This window comes from Metasolibacillus sp. (genome assembly GCF_025291715.1).
Lineage (GTDB): Bacteria > Bacillota > Bacilli > Bacillales_A > Planococcaceae > Metasolibacillus > Metasolibacillus louembei.
Genome location: NZ_JAMBIZ010000021.1, coordinates 15974 through 39326 on the forward strand (window position 1 = coordinate 15974; position 23353 = coordinate 39326).

Here is a 23353-nt window from a genome sequence, read left to right on the forward strand (position 1 = left end):
TACCACTAGCATTAAGGATTGATAGGAGGAGCTATTATTCAAATTCATGTCGTAAGGGCAGGAGAAAGCTTGTGGAGCATCGCACAAGGCTATGGAACGACAGTTGACGTAATTGTGCAGGCAAATCAAATTCCAGAGCCGGATCAGCTTGTTATAGGGCAGGCATTAGTTGTACCAATTTATGGGAAATTTTATACGGTGCGGGCAGGGGATAGTTTATGGTCGATTGCACAAAGGTTTCAAATGAATTATTTAACCTTAGCACAAATTAATGGAATTAATCCTTATCAAACATTATCAGTAGGTCTTCGCCTATATATTCCACCAACAGTGAAAAGTAACACAGAAGCACTTGCTTATATTGAGCCTAGAGGAGATACAGTAAGTGAGGCGGTGTTAAATCAGGCACGTGAGGCTAGTCCATATTTGACATATTTAGCTTTATTCAGCTTTGAGGCCAAACGAGATGGTTCGTTGAAAGTGCCGCCATCAGGGGAATTACCAGCAATTGCACGACAATCAGGTACGATGATGTCGCTCGTTGTGACCAATTTAGAGGAGGGCAATTTTAGCGGGGAGCTGGCACAGGATATTTTGCAAAGTAGCGCGGTGCAGGAACGTCTGTTAAATAATGTGTTAGCAGAAGCGAATCGAATTGGCAATGTGAGAGATATTCATTTTGATTTTGAAGCACTACCTGCAAGTCAGCGTGAAGCATATGTACAGTTTTTACAACGTGCAGGTGAAAAATTTCATCCAGCAGGCTATTTTGTATCGGCAGCGCTTGCGCCAAAGGCGAGTGATGAGGCACAAGGGGCATGGCAGGTAGCACACGATTATGGAGCGATTGGTGAAGTTGTAGATTTTGTTGTGCTGATGACCTATGAATGGGGCTACATTTCAGGGCCTCCGATGGCTGTTTCTCCTATTAATGAAGTGGAGCGCGTTTTAAATTATGCATTAACGAAAATGCCTGCCAGCAAAATTATGATGGGGCAAAATTTATATGGCTATGACTGGCCGTTACCTTTTGTACAAGGGCAAACGAGAGCGACGGCATTAAGCCCACAAAGAGCCATTGAACTTGCAAACCGCTATCATGCAGCAATCCAATATGATACAACGGCACAAGCTCCGTATTTCTATTATGTCGATCAGCAAGGGCAGCAGCATGTTGTTTGGTTTGAGGATGCAAGGTCGATTCAGGCAAAGTTTGATTTAATGAAAAAGCTCCAAATACGTGGAATTGCATACTGGCGCTTAGGATTGCCATTCCCACAAAATTGGCTGTTGTTAGAGGATAATTTTAATATTGTTAAAAGATAATGCAAAAGAGCAATAGTTTTAGTAAATATTTAGTATATAAGCGAGGGCTATCTAAAAAGAGATTCTCTTTTTAGATAGCCCGATTATATTTTGCCTAGTTATATAGCATTATTCTGGCGAAAAGTTGCAGGACAATCGATTCGTATCTAAAAGAATAGCAAGGAAATTATAATAAATCGAGTGTTCAAACATTGGCAATATTGTATACTAATAAAAACGTGGTCAAGCTGTTGGCGCTTACGTTTACTAATCGATTAAAGGGGAGATTGCTAGAATGAAAGGTTTTAAACTAGTTGCCATTTTATTTTTAGTATTACAATTAGTTTTACCGATGTCAGTAAGTGCACAAGAAGGAGAAGGTATTGATTACTTAGCATTAGGTGATTCACTTGCAGCAGGTATTCAAGAAACTGGTGAGCTTGGGCTTAGTTATGCAGACTTTTTAGCAATGAGCATGTCTGAGGAATATAATGTAAGCTCGTATAATAAAGGATTTTCCTATCCAGGGTATACGACATTAGATGTATTAAATGACATTAAAAACAATGTAACAAAGCCTATTTACAACATAGATGGACTACAAAGTGAATCAGCAGCAATACGTGATGCAATTGCGAATGCAGAAGTGATTACAATTAGTGCAGGCGCTAACGATATACTTAAACATTTTAATAAAGAGACGTTAGCATTTGATTTAAATGGTGCGTTCACAGGCATTCAGCAGCTAGGGAAAAATTATGAGGCAATTTTAAAAGAAATCGCAGCAATTAACCCAGATGCTACTGTATTAATTATGGGCTATTATAATCCGTTTCCTTATTTAGATAAAAATTTGCAAGTCCAATTAGATGCGCTTGTATCAGCCATTAATAAAATTATTCAAGATACTGCCTATACTCATAATGCGGTTTTTGTAGAAACAGCTCTATATATTGCAGAGGACTTCCAAACGTATATACCGAATCCGCAAAATATCCATTTAAGTGAAGCTGGTTATAAATTAGTGGCAGATTTATTTTTGACAGAAATTTATTATAATTTCTATGAAGATGCAGCTGGTTATGAGGATATTGAATATGTAACATTTACGGATACAGAAGGTCATTGGGCTGAGGAGTATATCGGCTTTATGGCTATGACTGGTATAATGGGCGGCTATGAGGACGGCTCATTTAAGCCAGACCAACCATTGAAACGTGTACATGTTGCCACAATTCTAGGACGTGTTATTGGCAATGAAGCAACACAGCTTGCACCATTTAAAGATATTACTAGCTATGCCGAAGCAACACAGCAGCAAATTGCTGTAGCATATGAGGCAGGTATTATTAAAGGTAATGGCAATGCTTTCAAGCCAGAGGAGAAGATAACACGTGCACAAATGGCATTAATGGTTGCACGTTTATATGAATATGTGTTTGAAGCACCATATGAGCCAGAGAAAATAGCGCCATTTAAAGACATTAAAAAATACGATGAAGAAACACAAAAGGCTATTACGCTGTTATATGTTTTAGGTATTGATGAAGGCGTTGATAATGGGAAGTTTGCGCCGAAAAATGAAGTGACACGTGCACAAGCGGCACAAATTATTACAGAGTTTATCTACTCAGCAATATTTGAATAAAGAGAAGGCTGTTTGAAAGTAGATAAGATACTTTCAAACAGCCTTTGTTATGGTTCAGTAGAAAATGTCTAGGTGCGGATGAATACTTAGATTACTTTTCATTCAGTGGTTGCCCAAAGCCTTCGACGCAATTAAGCCAAGGCATAATTGATTATTGCCACTTTAACCCTTCGAAAAAGCGGTATACTTCCTCGAACACAAGCTCTCGCTCTTGCCCTAGTGTTAAAATATGACCAGAATTTACAAATGTTTTAACTGATTTAATGCGAGATTTCACAGAGCTATAAATAAGGTCTGCGCTTTCGCAATAATATTCATCATCCTGTAAGCCACGTAAAATATGGACGGGTGCTTGAATATTGTCTAGCTTTGCACTTGTATCATTAATCATGCCCTGTAAATATTCCAGTGATGGCATTTTGACCGCCTTAGCAATCGTTGATCGATTATCAGTCGTTTCATCAAATGTACCTGATAATTTTTTATAATTAATCGTATAGTCAATAACACGATTTTGAAGGCTATCTGTATTTTTGGCAATCGCTGGTGCACTCATAGCAACGATAGCCTTTGTTGGGCGCTCAGCTCCAAGCTTTAAAGAAAAAATACCACCAAGTGAAACGCCTGCTACAGCAATTTCCTCATAGCCTAGACTGCGTAAAGTGTCATAGCCCTCGATTACGCTATTCCACCATTCTTTAGGGTTTGTTTGAATTAATGTTGATGGATCACTACCATGCCCTTTATATAATGGTGCATGAACTGTGTAGTTACGGTCTGATAAATAACGACCAAGGCGTTTAACATCATTCGTATTTCCTGTGAAACCGTGTAATAATAATACTGCGCGATTACCTGCCTCGATTGTGAAAGGTTTTGGGGCAACAATTTTCATCATAAAATCTCCTTTATAAATATGACAGTTTTAAGAAAAATGTATTTTAATCATTGTAATTATGTTTATTTTTTGCTATGCAATGTTGTTAAAATTATTATAGTCATGAAAAAATATAAATACAATTTATTATTTCTATCATTTTAATTCCATTTAGTTATTAAAAAGGAGCGATCAAATGGAAATTCAACAATTACATTATTTTAAACTAGTTGCGACATTGCAGCATATGACACAGGCGGCGGAGCAATTAAACATTTCCCAGCCAGCCTTGAGCAAGTCGATTGCGAATATTGAGCAAGAATTAGGGGTGCCGTTATTTGACAGGCAGGGACGTTCCATTTTTTTAAATCGCTATGGCGCATTATTTTTGGAAAGTGTAGATATTATTTTAGCTGAGCATAGTAAAGTCATGCAGGAGTTTGCTGAAATTACGAGACCTGGCTATGGTGAGGTTTCTTTTGGATTTATACATACGCTTGGAATGGAAGTCGTTCCTGACCTGATGGCACGTACGTCAGAAAGATATCCGCATATGCAATTTACATTGACACAGTCGACTTCGCTGCGTTTATTAAAGCTTTTAGAGGATGGAGATATTGATTTATGCTTATCACAAAAAATCGAATCGAAGCTGCTAGATATTAATTGGGTAGAGCTGTGGACAGAGGAGCTTTTTGTCATTGTGCCAGAAAATCATCCTTTAGCAGAGCGAGAATATATTCAGCTAGTGGAAATTAAGGACGATCCGTTTATTTCAATTAAGCGAGGCAATTCGCTACGCCAAATGGTGGATACATTATTTGAGTCTGTCGGGGTTACAACAAATACGACCTTCTCAGCGGAGGAGATGCATACTGTAGCAGGATTTGTTGGCTCAGGCCTTGGCGTGTCATTGATTCCAAATATTAAAGGCCTAGATCAATTTAATGTTAAAAAACTTAGAATAAGTGAGCCAGCTTGCTTTCGAAAAATTGGGCTTTCTTGGGTGAAAAATCGCTATATTTCACCAGCGGCAAATGATTTTAAAGACTTTTTAATCGAAACATTAATAAAAGAACAAAATAAATGAGGTGAGTGATTTGTTGCAATTATTAGCTGAATTACCAGCAGAAGAGCGTGCATATTGGCTGGAGCAATTAGAAATGGGAGAGCGTGGTGAACGACCTGCGATTTATAAGCTGATTGAGCTATGTGAAAATAATGCTTGGCATAGTGAAAAGGTATTTTGGCTTCAACAAATAGGGGATGAGGCAGAGGCACAATATGCGCTTGCGAATCATTATTTTATGGAAGGCAATGAAGAGAAAGCCTTCTACTATTACGAAAAAGCTGCACTGCAACAGCATGCGGATGCTGCCAATAATTTAGCTGACATGTATTTGAATGGTGAAGGAGTAGCAACAAATGAACGACTAGCATTTCATTGGTTTATGAAGGCGGCAGAGGCAGGGGTAGTAGAGGCAATGTTTACGCTAGGCATTATGTATGAGCAAGGTCTAGGGCAGGAAGTGAATGAAGTGAGCGCATTGCACTACTACATAAGCTCGGCAAATGGCGGATATGTAGAGGCACAATATCAGGTAGGGATGATTTATTTAGAAGGCTTACTTGGACAACAGCAAAATTTACAAAAGGCGATTATCTTTTTTGAAATGGCCGCCCAGCAACATCATGTCGATGCATTGTTTAATTTAGGCTATATTTTTGCGGAGCCGCAGTACCGTATGCAAGATGGAGTAAAAGCGATGCATTACTTTAAAAGAGCTGCTTTATTAGGTGATACATCAGCAAAATGGCAGCTTGTGCAACATTATGAAAATGGCGTACTTGTTGAACGAAATGAGGATGAAGCACAAAAATGGAAGCAGTCTATAAATCAAAAACTGCAATAGCCAATTTTTATGATATCTACTAGTGAAATAGGGTCGTCATTATATATATATGTTGATTCTATATACCTATTTATTGGTTGTTTTGGAAAGGGTATAATATACTGAAAATTTATAATCATTATTGCCAAATGTTTAAAAAATCATAAAAATGTGAAATAAACTATAAAAGTGTGTTTTTTTGAAGTGATTGTCGTTTGAACTTGATTCAGCAACCTTTCCTAGGTGAAAGTCCTGTTTCAAAATAGAACAATAAAAAATAAGATGATGTGGATGTGATAAGGATGAGCGAGCAAATACCATTACAAAAAGGCAGCGAAAATCAAAACTTACGTGATTTACAAAGAATTTTGCTAGAGCAGCAGGAGGATATTACGTCCTTATGTACAGTTATTGAACAGTTAAGAATACTGGAACAAAGCATTTACAATCAGAATCAACAGCAAAACATGCATATGCTCATGCAAATGCAGAAAAGACAACAGCAGCGCTTTCAGCATCTAGATCAGCTTATTTTTACGAATAGACGCCATCTGAAAAAAGGTCAAATTACGGATAGTAGCATCATCACATACAGTAAAGAAGTGAGAAAGATGGAGGCGGGTGTTCGCACTTTACGTTTATATTGTGAAGATGTAGTAGAAATGACATCAATAGACTATACGAAGCCTAACCGAGCAATGGAGAGAATTTATTATTTTGATAAACGTTCAACATCTTTACAAGTAGAAATTCACCTATTAAGAGAAAACATCGATAAAATACAATAATTTTGTAGAAATGGGTGTTGCTATGTTCATGAGAAAAAAAGAAAAGATGGAGCGCATACATCTTGATAATCTTTCTGTAGAAATGCGTATGGATACTACAATTGCAAAGCAAATTGAAATGTTGCAAATGACAGAGAGTGATTTGAAGTTTTTAAAAGCTTTCCAACCGTATGTAGAGCAAAACATTGAGGGAATCGTAGGTCATTTTTATCGTTCAATTGGTATGGAAACAAGCTTAATGAAAATTATTGATGATAATAGTTCTATAGAGCGATTAAAAACGACGCTCAAAAAACATATTGGAGAAATGTTCAACGGTCAAATTGATGAGCAGTTTTTTTTAACACGACAACGAATTGCCCAAGTACATGTGCATATTGGCTTACCAACTAAATATTATATTGGAGCATTCCAAAATTTGTTTATAAGTTTAATGGAAATTGTACAACAAAAAATTGAACATCCTGAGGATCAGTTTGCTACATTACGTGCAATTTCAAAAATATTAAACTTTGAGCAACAAATTGTGTTAGAAGAGTTTGAAAATGTTGTACAAAAGGCCAAGCTTAGACATGAGGAACAAAAGCAATATATTAGCCAACAAATTATTGGAGCTACAGAAAATTTAGTAGCTATTTCGGAGCAAACCTCCGCATCTGTTCATCAATTGCATCAGCAATCAGAAGACGTTGTACATTATGCTGAGGAAGCTTTACAAATTTCAAGCGAGGCAAAAAACCGAGCGCAAGAGGGGAACATTCAAATTAAACAATCGCTACAGCAAATGGAGCAAATTATTCACTCCGTTGAGGAAATTGCAGGAGATGTGAATGAGCTCGTAGCGATTTCAAAGGAAATGGAAGGCATTATCGCCATTGTAACAAACATTGCTGACCAAACTAATTTGCTGTCCTTAAATGCAGCGATAGAAGCGGCACGTGCAGGCGAAGCAGGTAAAGGGTTTAGCATTGTTGCAGGTGAAGTGCGAAATTTGTCGGAACAGACAAAGCAATCTACTAAAAATGTAGCTACTTTACTACAAAGCTCAAATATTCAAACTGAAAAATTACTAAATTCTATGCAACGTATACAAACAGCGGTATCCTTAGGGGAGCAAGGCTTAGCAACAACTGCCCAAAGATTTACGCAAATTTTATCAGCGATGGAAGAGCAGCAACAAAAAAATAGCTTAGTTGGTCAAGAAGTACATGTGATTGGTCAAGTAATAGACGATTTAGGATCGACATTTAACGAAGTGTCACACTCTGTAGATTCATTAGCAACAGTTGCGAAGGATTTAGTATAAATACTTACCGAAAAGCTGAGGATGTTGGAAAAGCAAAACTTTTTCTAACACTTCAGCTTTTTTATGTTGGATTTCACGTATATTATAGTATAAAGAGATTAACTGTGAACAGGAGAACATGTTATGAAAAACATTGTGATGATTTTAGGTGCATCCATATTAGTAGCGTTTGCTTATAATTTTTTGTTAATCCCACATGAAATATTAAGTGGAGGCTTAAGCGGGATTGCGATTTTGCTTGGGATTGTGACGCCAATTAATACGGGGATATTAAATTTACTACTCAACTTGCCGTTACTGATTTTAGGGGTAATTAAGCTAGGGAAGCGATTTATTAGCTATACGATTTTATCGGTTGTTGTCTTATCTGTTAGCTTATATGTTATTCCAATACATAAGGCGACAGAGGACCCTATTTTGGCATCTTTATTTGGAGGGGTCATTGTTGGGCTTGGTGTTGGTTTGATTTTTAGAGCATCTGGGTCATCAGGGGGCTTCGATATTGTAGCAATGCTTTTAAGCCGCAAGCGTGATTTTCCGCTTGGCGTCCTGATTTCTGCAATGAATGGTATAGTTGTTGCTTTTTCAGGCTTTATTTTTAGCTGGGATGCAGCATTGCTAACGCTCGTCTCTATATATGCAACAGGTAAGGTAGTTGACACTGTTCATACAAGTCATATTAAGCTAACGCTAATGATTATTACGAGCAAGGGAGAGGAAATGAAGGAGCAGCTACTAACGAATTTATATCGCGGTGTCACAATTATGGATGCAGAAGGTGCTTATTCAGGTGAAGGGCGCAAAGTGTTGATGACCGTTATTACTCGTTATCAGCTTGCTGAAGTTCGGCACATTATTAAGCAGGCTGATGCAAAAGCTTTTGTTAATATATTGCAAACGACAGAGGTTATTGGCATGTTTGATCGCAGCGCGAAATAATCGTAGCTATTTTGTCACAGAACAAGCGAATAATATAAAGTACAATGAAAGAAATGGATGTTTCGCAAGGAGAGAGGATCATGAAAACAATCGTAGTGATTGGTGGAGGCATTACAGGGCTTTCGACAATGCATTATATAGCGCAGCAAAATATTGATGCAAAGCTTATTCTTATCGAAGGAAATCAGGAGCTAGGTGGAAAAATTCGCTCACAGCAAATCGGGGAATTTATTATGGAAACAGGCGCAGATTCGATTGTGGCACGCCATCCAGGAGTGCTTGATTTAGTGCGTGAAGTGCAGTTCGAAGGTGAGCTCGTATATAATGCAACAGGCATCTCTTATATTCATACAAACAATGAATTGCATGCCATTCCAGCAGGCTCGACATTCGGCATTCCAATGAGCGAAGAATCGTTAATGGCTAGCACTTTATTAACTGCTGAAGAAAAGCAACGTGTATTACAGGACGCAGAAATAGCGAATGATCGTTTTACGAAGGAAAGCTCAATTGGCGAGTTTTTAGAGTATTTTTTAGGTGAAGGAATCGTGCATAAGCAAATTGCACCAGTGCTAGCAGGCGTTTATTCAGGCAATTTATATGAATTATCAGTGGCATCAACACTCCCTTATTTAGTTGACTATAAAAATAACTACGGTAGCATCATGGCTGGCTTCAAGGCACATCGTGAGCAATTTGAAAAGGCAGCAGATAAAAAGTTTATTTCATTCCAAAAGGGCATGTCAGATTTTATTCATCATATTGAGAAAAGTTTAACACAGGTGGAATTTAAAAAAGGTATCAATGTAACAGCTATTGCACAAGCTGATGCACGTTATACGATTGCGTTAAGCAACGGAGAAGCGGTCGAGGCGGATATTATCGTCTTAGCTGTGCCGAATGAAACGGTAAAGCACCTGTTAGTAAAGGAAGAGATTGCTCCACATTTCGAGCAATTTACAAATGGCTCAGCTCTTACATTATATGCAGGCTTTCATGTGTCAGATTCGGTACTGCCTGCGGATGGAACAGGCTTTATCGTTTCGCATAATAGCGATTTGTTATGCAATGCATCAACTTGGACGAGCCGTAAATGGGCGCATACTTCCGCAAATGGCAACCTGCTAGTACGTCTATTTTATAAAGATAGCAACCCGCGCTATGAAGAGCTTGTGGCAATGTCGGATGAGCAGTTAACAGAAATTGCTTTACAAGATATTAAGCTAAGCTTAAATATTGAGGACAAGCCAACTGTCATCAACATTACTAAATGGATCAATAAAATGCCACGCTATGACCTCGCACATCGCGATGCTTTGCAAGCAGTGGAGCAGAAAATGACTGAGTATTATCCAAACGTGCTATTAGCTGGATGCTCGTATTATGGTGTAGGGATTGGCGCATGTATTCAAAATGGTCGGGTGATAGCGGAGAAAGTTAAACACTTACTATAGGTATAGAGAAAAATATAAAGAACACACAGAGTGATTGACTTTGTGTGTTTTTTGTCTTTGCTAGTGAAGTTTTTATTTGCTTTTAAGGAATGTAGATTACTCACGAAAAAAAATAAATATTTTTTTATTTACGTATTTTTTAACTAAAATTTAACCTTTGTCGTATATAATGAAAAAAAACAAAATTTATACGAATATTCTGATAATTAAAGTAGATAAATATTAAGGAGGAATTTAGATGGAAAGAAGCAGAAAAAGCTTTATTTATTTGCTTATTGTATTACTAGCATTTGTCAATGTACCAATATCGACGTATGCTTCGACAGATGATGCAGTAGCGCCAATGATTACGGCACAGTCAACCCATCAAATGGTCGTTGTGAACGACAGTAGAACACTTAGTGTAACCGCAACTGTAGCTGATGGAGGTACATTAAGCTATCAATGGTATAGTCATACAATGAACAGCAATAGCGGAGGTACAGCGATTAATGGTGCAACAAGTGCAACCTATACTGTACCAACAAGTGTATTAGGAGATACTTTTTATTATGTAGTCATTACAAATACAAATAACAGTGTGAGCGGTATACAAACAGCAACCACAGCAAGTAATGCGGCTCGTGTCAGAGTGCATGAACAAGCAACCTTCACTGTTTCGGACACAGAATGGACATTCCCTGCATTGACAGTGGGTTATACAACAGCGCAGGTAATTCCAATCAAAAAAAATATTACATTAACAAAGGTTGGTGTTGGCGCAATTGACAATGTAGCTGTTAGTTTTAGCGAAGGAGCAAACAGTAGCTTTATGACAGGCACAGTACGACCAGATGCACTTGATGATGGTACGTTATCTGCTGTGATGATGGTGTTTCCGAAGCAGGGCTTAGCAGCAGGGACATATACAGAAACCGTCACAATTACGGCTGATGCTGTCTTGAGTCAGAGCTTTCAAGTGAGCATTACAATTCATTCATTAGTAAATGCGGAAACACCTGTAATTCAGACACAGCCGAGCGATCAAACGACACTTGTAAATGGCAGTAGAACACTTAGTGTAGCCACAGCAGTAGCTGATGGAGGCACATTAAGCTATCAATGGTATAGTCATACAATGAACAGTAATAGCGGTGGTACGGCGATTGCAGATGCAACGAGTGCGACATACAATATACCAACAAATATAGTAGGTACAACTTATTATTATGTGGTCATTACTAACACGAATAACAGTGTAAATGGTACCAAGACGGCAACAGTAACAAGTAGGGCTGCACGTGCTCTTGTACACGATCCACCTACATTTACTGTTTCAGAAACAGCATGGACATTTCCAGCATTAACAGTAGGCTATACAGGTACGCAGGTCAATGCTATTAAGAGAAATGTGATATTAACAAAAGTTGGACCAGGGATTATTGAAAATGTAGCTGTGCATTTTAGTGGTGGTGCAAGTAGCAGCTTTATGACAGGCACAGTACGACCAGATGCACTTGGTGATGGTACGTTATCTGCTGTGATGATGGTGTTTCCGAAGCAGGGCTTGACAGCAGGAACATATACAGAAACGGTAACTGTCACAGCTGATGGAGGGTTAAGTGAAAGCTTCCAAGTTAGCATTACGATAAATTCGTTGATGAGTGCAGAAATTCCAACGATTACAGTGCAACCAAATCATCAAACAATACCTGTAAATGGAAGTGGTACACTAAGTACTGTAGCAACAGTAGCGGATGGTGGTACTTTGAGTTATCAATGGTACAGTCATACAACGAACAGTAATAGTGGTGGTACAGCGATTGCAGGTGCAACGAATGCGACATACATTATACCAACAAATGTAGTAGGTACAACTTATTATTATGTGGTTATTACCAACACTAATAACAGCGTAAATGGTACAAAAGTAGTCACAATAACAAGTAATGTGGCAGAAATTAAAGTAGAGCCATTAGTTGAGCATACAGTAACTTTTAATTTAACTGGTGGTAGTATGACAGACCCAGCTAATGTGATCGTGATTTATGGACAGAAAATAAACAAACCAGGAGATCCTATAAAAGCAGGGTATACATTTGTTGGCTGGTATAAGGATAGTAACCTTAATGCTGCATGGGATTTTACGACAGATGTAGTGACAGGAAATACAGTGCTATATGCAAAATGGCTAGCAGTGATTGTGCCACCTAATGACAATATCAATAATACGAACACCGAGGGTCCTCTTTCAACAACTGAACAGTTAATGGTAAATGTACAGTTAGGTGAGGGAACAGAAGTGTCTCAATTAACGATTAACCGAACAACTAATGCAGATGGTACAGTACAAGATCAGGTTATTTTGACTAGTCAAAGTATCAGAGACGCCCTACTAAAATTACAAGGAACACAAAAAAAGGAAATTTATATTGTGTTGCCAACAGATACAGTGAATCAAGTTCAACAAACGATAGTTACTGTACCATTAACGGTGCTATCTATGTTAAAAGAGGAACAAATTCACTTAGGAATTGTGTCTGATGATGTGAAAATAGATATACCGCAAAGCTCGCTACAGTCCTTTGAGCAAGAGTTGTATTTCCGTATCGTGCCAGTAAGAGGAGAGGAAGTACAGCAATTGCAAGGAAGAGCAAGAACAGAGGAGCTGGTTAGACAATTGCTTGGCAATGCAAATGTGACATTGCTTGGACAACCAATGTCAATTGAAACGAATATGCAAAATCATCCTGTGACATTAACATTGCCATTACCACAAGATGTGACGCAGGAGCAATTAGAAAATCTAGCAATCTATATCGAGCATAGTGATGGTACGAAAGAGGGGATATATGGAGATTTAGTAGATTTCAAAGGAGATACACTAGGTATTCAATTTGAGGTAAGGAAATTTTCAACATTTTCGATTGTGCATGTACCACAGCAAGAGAACAAAGTATCTATACCGTATATTCAAGGCTATGCAGATGGAACATTCCGCCCAGATGTAGCTGTGACAAGAGCACAAATGGCAAGTATGTTGGCACGTTATTTAACAAATAATACAATCCCAACAGTGCAAGTAAGTTTTAAAGACACAAATCAGCACGGTGCGAAAGATGCTATCGAGTTTGTAAAATCGCAAGGTTTGTTCCAAGGAACAACAGCCACAACATTTAATCCGAATGGTACAATAACAAGAGCACAAATGGCAGCAGTAACAATGAGATGGATTGAGCGATACTGTGGAGGTAGTAGCACAGCAACGTATTGCACAGAATCTACCTCGGTGATGCCATTTACAGATGTCAATCTCAATCATTGGGCAGCTCAAGCGATTGCGAAAGTGAATGCATTAGGCATCATGACAGGTATAAATGCAACGACATTCAATCCAGAGGGTTCTTTGACACGTGCACAGGCAGTAAAAGTTTTAAATCAATTATTTGAATATCAATTGCAAGCAGATGCTCAAACGCCATTATTCAAAGATGTTACACCAGCACATTGGGCATTTGATAATATTCAAGCAGCGGCACAATAAATCCATTATAGACAATTTTCGTTCGTTTCGTAAAAAACACTTCTCAAATTGTCTACACTACTCTATAATGAACAATAAGAATTTAATATGCATTCAATTTCTTATCGAGAGAAGCAGAGGGACTGGCCCGATGAAGCTTCAGCAACCAACAAACATGTCAGGTGCTAAATCCAGCAGGTGTATGCCGACAGATGAGAAGGAACGATACGAACGAGTAGAGCCTTCTTTATATTTAAATAAAGGAGGCTTTTTATTATTCAGCAAATATCTGTTGAATAATACAGCCTCTGGCAGATGTCGCGGATTAATCCGTACCCAATTACGATGAGGCGTAATTGATTATATTAAGCGAGAGCGAGGATGAAAGATGGGACTACGTGAAGCATTACAGGCAAGAGTATTAACAGCAGATGGGGCGATTGGAACACTGCTTTATTCATATGGATTGGATTATTGCCATGAGGAAATGAATGTTACAAAACCCGAGATTGTAGAGAAGATTCATAGTGAATATCTTACGGCAGGAGCTGATGTTATTCAAACGAATACATATGGGGCAAATGCTATTAAATTAGCACGCTATGGCTATGAGAATCGCGTGCAGGAATTCAATGCGGCTGCAGTTAGGCTAGCAAAGGCAGCAGTTGGCAAAGGTGAGCAATTTGTGCTTGGGACAATTGGCGGTGTGCGTGGAATCCGTAAAAGTGATGCGACATTAGAGGAAATTTTATTAGCGATTCGTGAGCAGGCAGAGAGCTTATTAGCAGGTGGCGTAGATGGGCTATTGCTTGAAACATATTATGATTTTGAAGAGCTGTCTGCAACGGTTCAAATGCTGCGTCCATTAACAGATAAAGTTATTGTGGCGCAAGTGTCGATGCATGAGCCAGGCATTTTACAAAATGGCATGAGCTTAAATGATGCATTAACGGAGCTAGATGCACTCGGTGCAGATATTGTTGGCATGAACTGTCGCTTAGGTCCGTATCATTCGATTCAAGCAATGGAAACGGTGGAGCTACCGAAGCATGCCTTTCTTTCAGCATATCCGAACGCTTCTTTATTAGATGTAGAAGATGGTCGCGTTGTCTATGAATCAGAGGCTGATTACTTTGCACGTGCGGCGGTGGAGCTAGTTGGGCAAGGAGTGCGGTTGATTGGTGGCTGCTGCGGTACAACACCAAAGCATATTGAAGCAGTGAAAAAGCGTCTAGCAGGTGTTAAGCCACTGACTGAAAAGGAAATTAAGCCTAGAAGTGCAGAGTTTGTACGTGTGCCAGAGCCACCAGTTGAAGAGCCGTTACATATCAAGGTGAAGCGAGGCCGTTCTGTTATTGTTGAGTTAGACACACCACGTCATTTAGAAATCGATGGGTTTGTAAAAGGGGCGAAGGAGCTGTATGAAGCAGGGGCTGATGTCATTATGATGGCAGATAATTCACTTGCCTCCCCACGTATTAGCAATATTGCGATGGCTTCGATTTTAAAATTGCAGCATGGTGTTCGTGCATTGCCTCATTTAACATGCCGTGATCGTAATTTAATTGGCTTACAGTCGCATTTAATGGGCTTAGATGCCTTGGATTTAAATGATATTTTAGTTGTGACAGGTGACCCGACAAAGGTAGGAGATTTCCCAGGAGCAACAAGCGTTTATGATGTATCCTCAATGGAGTTAATTACTTTAATTAAAAAATTAAACGAAGGCATTTCTTTCTCAGGGAAATCATTGCGCAAGCAGGCGAACTTCTCTGTTGCTGCGGCATTTAACCCGAATGTGCGTGTATTAGACCGTGCGGTAAGCCGTTTAGAGAAAAAAATTGAGCATGGTGCAGATTATTTTATTACACAGCCTGTTTATACGAAAGAAAAAATCGTTGAAATATATGAGGCAACAAAGCATTTAGACACGCCAATTTATATCGGTATCATGCCATTAACAAGCTTTAGAAGCGCAGAGTTTTTACATCATGAGGTGCCGGGTATTAAATTATCTGATGATGCATTAGCACGTATGGAAGCGTGCGGGGATGATAAGGAAAAAGCAACGGCTGAGGGTATTGCTATTGCACAGGAATTACTCGATACAGCATGCGAATATTTCAATGGTATTTATTTAATTACACCATTTTTACGCTACGATATGACACGACAATTAATGGACTATGTGAAGCAATTTGATGCACAAAAAGGAGTCAAAGCAAATGTTTAATCACCCAATTCAAGAACAGTTAGCAAAGCGCATTTTAATCATTGATGGCGCAATGGGAACGATGCTACAAAATGAAAATTTAACATATGACGATTTTGGTGGTGAGGAGCTGGATGGCTGTAACGAGAACCTTGTACTGACACGTCCAGACGTTTTGCACAAAATACATCGTGCCTATTTAGAAGCGGGCGCAGATATTATTTGTACAAATACATTCGGTGGGACACCGCTCGTATTGAATGAATACGATTTAGGGCATAAGGCAATTGAAATTAATAAGCGTGCTGTAGAAATAGCCAAGGAAGAGGCAGCAAAAATTTCGACACCAGAATGGCCACGCTTCGTAGCAGGTGCTATTGGACCAACGACGAAAACGTTGTCGGTAACGGGTGGTATTACCTTTGATGAATTAGAGGAAAACTTCTATGTACAAGCACATGCACTTGTAGAAGCGGGCGCAGACTTAATTTTGCTTGAAACGAGCCAGGATATGCTGAACGTCAAAGCAGCGACAATTGGTATTAAACGTGCTTTTACTGATTTGGGGAAAGAGCTACCAATTATGATTTCAGGTACGATTGAACCGATGGGTACAACGCTAGCAGGACAGTCGATTGAAGCCTTTTATATTTCAATTGAGCATGTCCAGCCATTATCAATCGGCTTAAACTGTGCAACAGGTCCAGAGTTTATGACAGACCACATTCGTTCATTATCTGAACTAAGCACAAGCTATGTAAGCTGTTATCCAAATGCAGGGCTACCTGATGAAAATGGCTGTTACCATGAAACACCAGAATCTTTATCGAAAAAGCTACAAGGCTTTGCAGAAAAAGGCTGGTTAAATATTGTTGGCGGCTGCTGTGGAACAACACCTGCGCATATTGCGGCAATTCGAGAAGCGGTAGACGGACATACACCACGTCAGCCACAGCAAGCAAGTGGAGAGCATATGGTATCTGGCATTGAGCCATTGCAATATGATGAGTCAATGCGCCCATTATTTATTGGTGAGCGTACAAATGTTATCGGCTCACGTAAATTCAAAAACTTAATTATTGATGGCAAATTTGAAGAAGCAGCGGAAATCGCACGTGCACAGGTGAAAAGCGGTGCACATGTTATCGATATTTGCTTAGCGAACCCTGACCGTGATGAAGTAGCCGATATGCAGAACTTTATGCAGGAGGTTGTGAAAAAAGTAAAGGTTCCGCTTGTAATTGACTCGACAGATGAAAAAGTAATGGAAGAGGCGCTGAAATTTTCGCAAGGAAAGGCCATCATTAACTCGATTAACTTAGAGGATGGCGAGGAACGCTTTGATGCGGTCATGCCACTTGTTAAAAAATACGGAGCTTCCATTGTTGTTGGAACAATTGATGAACAAGGGATGGCAGTTACACGCGAACGTAAATTAGAGGTAGCAGAGCGCTCTTATAAGCTGTTAACAGAAAAATGGGGCATTTCGCCAGAGGATATTATTTTTGACCCACTAATGTTCCCAGTTGGCACAGGGGACGAGCAGTATATTGGTGCAGCAGAGGAAACAATTGAGGGGATTCGCCTGATTAAAACGAAATTGCCAGGTGTTTTAACGGTGCTTGGTGTAAGTAACGTCTCGTTTGGCTTGCCACCAGTTGGTCGTGAAGTATTAAATGCAGTGTATTTATATCACTGTACACAGGCAGGTCTTGACTATGCAATTGTCAATACTGAAAAGCTAGAGCGCTATGCATCCATTCCAGAAGATGAAATTAAGCTTGCCAATGATTTAATTTTTAAGACAAATGATGAAACGCTAGCGGTCTTTACCGATTTTTATCGCGATAAGAAAAAGGAAAAAACAGAGGCGGACATCCCGAAAACAGTAGAAGGTCGATTAGCGTACTACATTTTAGAAGGTACGAAGGAAGGCTTAGTAGATGATTTAAATGCGGCGATGGAAATGTTCGATACCCCTCTTGATATTATTAATGGACCATTAATGGCAGGGATGGCGGAAGTAGGTCGTCTATTTAATGATAACCAGTTAATTGTAGCAGAAGTGTTGCAATCAGCAGGTGTTATGAAGGCTGCTGTTGCTCATTTAGAGCAATTTATGGAGAAAAATGATGACTCCGCAAACAAAGGGAAATTAGTGTTAGCGACAGTAAAAGGGGATGTGCACGATATCGGGAAAAACCTTGTGGATATTATTTTAAGTAATAATGGCTATAAAGTAGTGGATCTGGGTATTAAAGTAACACCAACTGAGTTAATTGAAGCGATTCGCAAGGAGCAACCTGATTTCGTTGGTTTATCAGGCTTGCTTGTAAAATCAGCACAGCAAATGGTATTAACAGCGCAAGATTTTAAGGAGGCAGGTATTGATATCCCGATTTTAGTAGGCGGTGCGGCATTATCGCGTCGCTTTACAGAAACGAAAATTGCTGCGGAATATGATGGTCCTGTTATTTATTCAAAGGACGCAATGCAAGGCTTAGATTTTGCCAACCGTTTAATGAATAAGGCAGAACGGGAAGGGCTGTTAGAAGAACTTCGCGATGCGCGTGAAAAGCGTTTAGAGGCGGATGAAAAACGTGCAGCTAAACCGAAGGCAGAGCCACTAGTAAAGCCTGCTCGCACAGTGGAGGATGCATCTGTATTTGTACCAAAAGATTTAACACGTCGCATTAAGCGTAATTATGCTGTGTCACATTTACAGCCATATGTAAATTTACGTACATTAATCGGGCACCACCTTGGCTTAAAGGGCAATGTTGATAAGTTTTTACAGGAAGGTGATAGCCGTGCGATTGAGCTACATGAGCTTGTAACAGGCTATTTACAGAGCGACACATTCCAGCCATCAGGCATGTATCAATTTTTCCCAGCACAAGCGGATGGTGATGATGTCATCGTGTACAGTCCAGATGATGCAAAAACAGAAATTGAACGCTTCACATTCCCGCGTCAGCAAGTAGAGCCATATTTATGCTTAGCAGACTTCTTGAAAACAGTAGATAGCGGTGAAATGGATTATATTGCATTAATGGTTGTCACGGCCGGTCATGGTGTTAGTGATAAAGCCCGTGAATTGAAGGAGCAAGGTCGCTTCTTAGAAAGTCATGCACTACAAGCGACAGCGCTAGAATTAGCGGAAGGCTTTGCGGAGCGTATTCACCAAGAAATTCGCGACCAATGGGGCTTTCCAGATACAACAGACTTCACAATGCGTGACCGCTTTGCAGCAAAATACCAAGGACAACGCTTCAGCTTTGGCTACCCAGCTTGTCCGAATTTAGAGGATCAAGAAAAACTATTCGGCTTATTGAAGCCAGAGGAAATTGGCGTACAGCTAACGGATGGCTTTATGATGGAGCCTGAGGCGAGCGTATCCGCAATTGTCTTTGCACATCCAAATGCGAGATATTTTAATGTATAAATAAGATGAAAGAGCCTGAAAAGCAGTATAGTATGCTACTTTTCAGGTTCTTTTCTTATTCCGCGCACAAATTATAAATATCAATGTCGACAGAGGCATTGAGTTGATTGAAAAAAATGTATCGTCAAATAGACGAATCATAATACTAGAATGATATTTTTTCATAGCTCACTCTCCATTTAAATATGTATCAATAAAATTATTTTCTATATAAATGGTTGAATATCCTTTAAAATACAATATTTTCCTATATAAGTTTTGATTGAAAACAAATATCTATAAGTATAGTATTTGATAAAAAGGAGGAATCGCCAATGATTCGCAGAGCGGTAAAAGAAGATGTTGCAGGGATGCTTGAAATTTTTAATGATGCGATTTTAACGACTACAGCAGTTTATTTATATGAGCCACAAACGTTGGAGCAAAGATTAGCTTGGTTTGAGGCGAAGCAAGCGGCAAACGAGCCGATTTTTATTTATGAGGAGAATGAACGAGTAGCAGGCTATGCCACATATGGACCATATCGTGCCTATCCGGGCTATGCGTATACGGTTGAGCATTCTGTTTATGTACATAAGGAGCATCATCGCAAAGGAATTGCGACGAAGCTAATGCATGCATTAATTGCAGAAGCAAAGACACAAAAATTAAAAACGATGATTGCTGTCATTGATGCTGAAAATGAGGCGAGTATACTTTCGCATGAAAAGCTAGGCTTCACTTATAGCGGGACAATTCGCAATGCAGGCTATAAATTTGAGCGCTGGTTGGATGTGTCATTTTATCAGTTAGATTTATAAAAGCATCATGATTTCGCCCATTTTTCTTACATTTCGCCCTAATTTAGCACCTAGTCATATGACAGTTGTCATAAAAAAATCATGATATTTAAGTCTACTTGTCATTCGTTTAATTGTTTAATATGAAGTTAATAAATTGAACGAAGGTAGGGATTTTTACATGGCACATATCGATGCTGAAAAAACAAAGCAGCTCCGAAAAGATGTTGCTCCATTTGCAAAGTCTGAAATGAGAAAAAGTATTCAACAGCTTATTAATACGCTTTTGCCAATGATTGCATTGTGGGCACTCGCATTTTATGTGATGCAATATTCACCTTGGCTAAGCGTTGCATGTAGCGTTTTTGCGGCAGGCTTTTTAGTACGCACGTTTATTATTTTCCATGATTGCACGCACGGTTCATTTTTCAAAAATAAAACAGCGAACAATATTGTTGGCTTTATTACGGGCACATTAACATCTTTCCCATATGAAAAATGGAAACGTGAGCATACAATCCATCATGCGACAAGCTCGAACTTAGATAAGCGTGGTATCGGTGATATCGATATGTTAACAGTAGAGGAATATGTAGAGAAGTCAAAGCTAGGTCGTATCGGTTACCGCTTATACCGCAATCCGATTGTCATGTTCGGTTTAGGACCACTTTACATGGTGTTAGTGTTAAATCGTTTTAATCGCAGTGATGCAAAAAAGAAAGAGCGTATCAATACACATTTAACGACACTTGTATTAATTGCAATTTGTGCAATTTTAATTTATGCTTTCGGCTGGCAAGCGTTTTTACTTGTTTATGGTGTAACATTATTTATCGCTGGCTCTCTAGGGATTTGGTTATTTTATATTCAGCATACGTACGAAGATTCGTATTTTGAATATGAAGAGGATTGGGATTATGTAAAAGCAGCAGTAGAAGGAAGCTCATATTATAAGCTACCAAAAGTGCTACAATGGATTACAGGAAATATTGGCTTCCACCATGTGCATCATTTATCACCGCGTATCCCGAACTATCATTTAGAAGCAGCGCATGAAAATGTAAAGCCATTGCAGCATGCAACGACGATTACATTAAAAACGAGCTTAGAGTCAATTCGCTTTAAGCTATATGATTCAGATAGCAAAAAGTTTGTAACATTTAAAGAAGCAAATGCATTGATTGCCTTGCGCAATAAAAAACCTATACAAGCATAATGACTAAGAGGCTGTTCGGAAAGTAAGACTTTCTGAGCAGCCTTACGTTTGTAAAATCATTGTAAGCTTTTTTCAACTATATGGAAGAACATTTTGATATAATACGATTAAAAAGGTACACATTTTAATGGAAAGGAGGCGCTTATGCAAAGCTGGTATAGCATTATCCCGAAAAGCCCGTGGTTAAGTATTTACATATGGATTATTTTTTGTATTATGCCATTTTTCTTTATCGTTCGTTCGCTTTCCATTTGGCATATATTATTGGGCACTTGCTTAATATTACTTTACTTCGTTTTCCACCGCTTTTCATTTAAATCTAGAAATGGGCTCGTCTACATGTGGCTGAGCTTTCAAATGGTACTGAATGTTGTAATGACATTGCTGTTTGGCTACGTCTACTTGTCGCTATTTACTGCATTTTTTATCGGTAATATAAGACGACCTGTAGGGTTTTATATTATGTATGGTCTACATATCGGTTTCACAGTGCTATCAATCGTAGCAGGCTATTTTATTTATTTAGAAATGTTTTTAGCGCAGACGCCGTTTATTATTTTGGCGGTGATTGGGGTTGTCTTATTACCATTTACGCTCTATACGCGCAATAAGCAGGAAAATTTAGAGGGTGAGCTTGAAACAGCTCGCGAGCGTATTTCGGAGCTCATTATTCATGAGGAACGGCAGCGCATTGCACGTGATTTGCATGATACACTTGGGCAAAAGCTATCAATGATTGGTTTGAAAAGTGATTTAGCAATGCGTCTCGTAGAGAAAAACCCAGAGCAGGCAAAGGTTGAAATTAAAGATATTCGTCATACCGCATCAATTGCTTTAAAAGAAGTGCGAGAGCTTGTTGCAGATATGCGAGCTGTTCGCATTGAGGAGGAATTGTATCGCATTGAGCAAATTTTAAAGGCGGCGGAAATCGAGCTTGTTCTCCATAATGAAGGGCATGATTTGAACATGCCTGTACTATCCGAAAATGTTGTTAGCATGGCGATGAAAGAAGCTGTCACAAATGTAGTAAAGCATAGCAAAGCATCTCGCTGCGATATTACAATTGCCCAAACAGATAACGAAGTGATTATTACAATACAGGATAACGGTATCGGTTTATCGAAGCGTGTTATTAATAGTGGTAGCGGTTTGAAAGGGATGCAGGAGCGATTGGAGTTTATTAATGGCACAGTGGAGTTAATGGATGACAATGGTACGCTATTAATCATTCGTGTACCACTTACGATAACGCATCAGAAGGGGAGTGAGTCGAAATGATACGAATTGTCATTGCTGAAGATCAAGGAATGCTACTAGGAGCGATGAAATCCTTGCTTAGCTTAGAGGAAGATATGGAAGTAGTAGGTCTGGCAAAAAATGGTGAGGAAGCAATTGAGCTTGTGACGGAATTGCAGCCTGATATTTGTATTATGGATATTGAAATGCCCGTGAAGACAGGGCTAGATGCAGCAGAGCTGCTGCGCGAGCACGAATGTAAAATTATCATTTTAACAACATTTGCTCGCCCTGGTTATTTTGAGCGTGCGCGTAAAGCAGGAGTGCGTGGCTATTTATTAAAGGATAGCCCGATTGAGGAGCTAGTCCATGCGATACGTACAATTATGGATGGTCGCAAAATTTATGCACCAGAGCTCGTTGATTTCGTTTATGAGGATGATAGTGAAAATCCTTTAACAGAGCGCGAAAGCCAAGTGTTAGAGCTAGTTGCGGAAGGGAAAACAACGAAGGAAATTGCAGCAGAGCTTTATTTATCGGCAGGCACAGTGCGCAATTATATTTCAACAATTTTAGATAAGCTCGGTGTCAGCAACCGCATTGAAGCAATTGCTCGCTTTAAAGAAAAGGGCTGGAATAAATAAGGGAACATGGAATAAACCTCGAAAAATGTGGAATAAACTGCTGAAAACGTGGAATAAACCTTGAAAAACATGGAATAAACTAAAAAAGCTGTCGGAAAAACTTTTCCGAC

At 39.1% G+C, this 23353-nt stretch carries 16 protein-coding genes and 1 riboswitch; of the genes, 15 read left to right on the forward strand and 1 reads right to left on the reverse strand.

The features are described 5' to 3' along the window. Positions 1 to 69: 69 nt before the first annotated feature. Entirely contained in the window at positions 70 to 1326 is a 1257-nt protein-coding gene (locus tag M3Z76_RS13060) for a glycosyl hydrolase family 18 protein (protein ID WP_483310169.1), read from the forward strand. A gap of 274 nt (positions 1327 to 1600) precedes the next feature. Continuing rightward, positions 1601 to 2953, forward strand: coding sequence for an S-layer homology domain-containing protein (locus tag M3Z76_RS13065; protein ID WP_293927666.1), 1353 nt, complete (start codon positions 1601 to 1603; stop codon positions 2951 to 2953). 151 nt (positions 2954 to 3104) lie between these two features. On the opposite strand, the gene M3Z76_RS13070 is transcribed toward M3Z76_RS13065, so the two are convergent. Then, positions 3105 to 3851: an alpha/beta hydrolase gene (locus M3Z76_RS13070; RefSeq protein WP_293927668.1), complete on the reverse strand. Its 747-nt coding sequence runs from the start codon at positions 3849 to 3851 to the stop codon at positions 3105 to 3107. A gap of 175 nt (positions 3852 to 4026) precedes the next feature. On the opposite strand from M3Z76_RS13070, the gene M3Z76_RS13075 reads away from it, so the two are divergent. The 13 genes from M3Z76_RS13075 (at position 4027) to M3Z76_RS13135 (ending at position 23243) form a co-directional block, all read left to right on the forward strand. Beyond that, positions 4027 to 4920 carry a LysR family transcriptional regulator gene (locus M3Z76_RS13075; RefSeq protein WP_293927670.1) on the forward strand — a complete coding sequence of 298 codons (894 nt, stop codon included), beginning with the start codon at positions 4027 to 4029 and terminating at the stop codon, positions 4918 to 4920. A 10-nt stretch (positions 4921 to 4930) separates the two neighbouring features. After that, positions 4931 to 5743 carry a tetratricopeptide repeat protein gene (locus M3Z76_RS13080; protein ID WP_293927671.1) on the forward strand — a complete coding sequence of 271 codons (813 nt, stop codon included), beginning with the start codon at positions 4931 to 4933 and terminating at the stop codon, positions 5741 to 5743. Between the two features lie 281 nt (positions 5744 to 6024). Then, on the forward strand, positions 6025 to 6510 hold the full coding sequence (locus tag M3Z76_RS13085) for a chemotaxis protein (RefSeq protein WP_293927673.1): 486 nt from the start codon (positions 6025 to 6027) through the stop codon (positions 6508 to 6510). Between the two features lie 28 nt (positions 6511 to 6538). After that, positions 6539 to 7816: a globin-coupled sensor protein gene (locus tag M3Z76_RS13090; RefSeq protein WP_293927675.1), complete on the forward strand. Its 1278-nt coding sequence runs from the start codon at positions 6539 to 6541 to the stop codon at positions 7814 to 7816. A gap of 123 nt (positions 7817 to 7939) precedes the next feature. Next, complete coding sequence (locus M3Z76_RS13095; RefSeq protein ID WP_293927677.1) at positions 7940 to 8755, forward strand: YitT family protein; 816 nt, start codon at positions 7940 to 7942, stop codon at positions 8753 to 8755. Positions 8756 to 8835: 80 nt separating this feature from the next. Then, the gene (gene hemG, locus M3Z76_RS13100; protein WP_293927678.1) at positions 8836 to 10209 is read left to right on the forward strand and encodes a protoporphyrinogen oxidase; all 1374 of its coding nucleotides are present in this window, start codon (positions 8836 to 8838) and stop codon (positions 10207 to 10209) included. A 238-nt stretch (positions 10210 to 10447) separates the two neighbouring features. Then, a complete protein-coding gene (locus M3Z76_RS13105; RefSeq protein ID WP_293927681.1) occupies positions 10448 to 13732 on the forward strand; it encodes an S-layer homology domain-containing protein in 3285 nt (1094 codons plus the stop codon). 98 nt (positions 13733 to 13830) lie between these two features. Next, a riboswitch (SAM riboswitch) is annotated at positions 13831 to 13930 on the forward strand. Positions 13931 to 14099: 169 nt separating this feature from the next. After that, positions 14100 to 15944 carry a bifunctional homocysteine S-methyltransferase/methylenetetrahydrofolate reductase gene (locus M3Z76_RS13110; protein ID WP_293927683.1) on the forward strand — a complete coding sequence of 615 codons (1845 nt, stop codon included), beginning with the start codon at positions 14100 to 14102 and terminating at the stop codon, positions 15942 to 15944. Further along, the gene (metH, locus tag M3Z76_RS13115) at positions 15937 to 19368 is read left to right on the forward strand and encodes a methionine synthase (protein WP_293927686.1); all 3432 of its coding nucleotides are present in this window, start codon (positions 15937 to 15939) and stop codon (positions 19366 to 19368) included. The genes M3Z76_RS13110 and metH overlap by 8 nt, the downstream gene beginning before the upstream one ends. Before the next feature lie 314 nt (positions 19369 to 19682). Next, the gene (locus M3Z76_RS13120) at positions 19683 to 20168 is read left to right on the forward strand and encodes a GNAT family N-acetyltransferase (protein WP_293927688.1); all 486 of its coding nucleotides are present in this window, start codon (positions 19683 to 19685) and stop codon (positions 20166 to 20168) included. A 160-nt stretch (positions 20169 to 20328) separates the two neighbouring features. Next, the gene (gene desA / locus M3Z76_RS13125; protein ID WP_293927691.1) at positions 20329 to 21363 is read left to right on the forward strand and encodes a Delta(5) desaturase DesA; all 1035 of its coding nucleotides are present in this window, start codon (positions 20329 to 20331) and stop codon (positions 21361 to 21363) included. Positions 21364 to 21507: 144 nt separating this feature from the next. Next, positions 21508 to 22641: a sensor histidine kinase gene (locus M3Z76_RS13130; RefSeq protein ID WP_293927693.1), complete on the forward strand. Its 1134-nt coding sequence runs from the start codon at positions 21508 to 21510 to the stop codon at positions 22639 to 22641. Next, a complete protein-coding gene (locus M3Z76_RS13135; protein ID WP_293927695.1) occupies positions 22638 to 23243 on the forward strand; it encodes a response regulator transcription factor in 606 nt (201 codons plus the stop codon). Before M3Z76_RS13130 ends, M3Z76_RS13135 begins: the two co-directional genes overlap by 4 nt. The last annotated feature ends 110 nt before the right edge of the window (positions 23244 to 23353 follow it).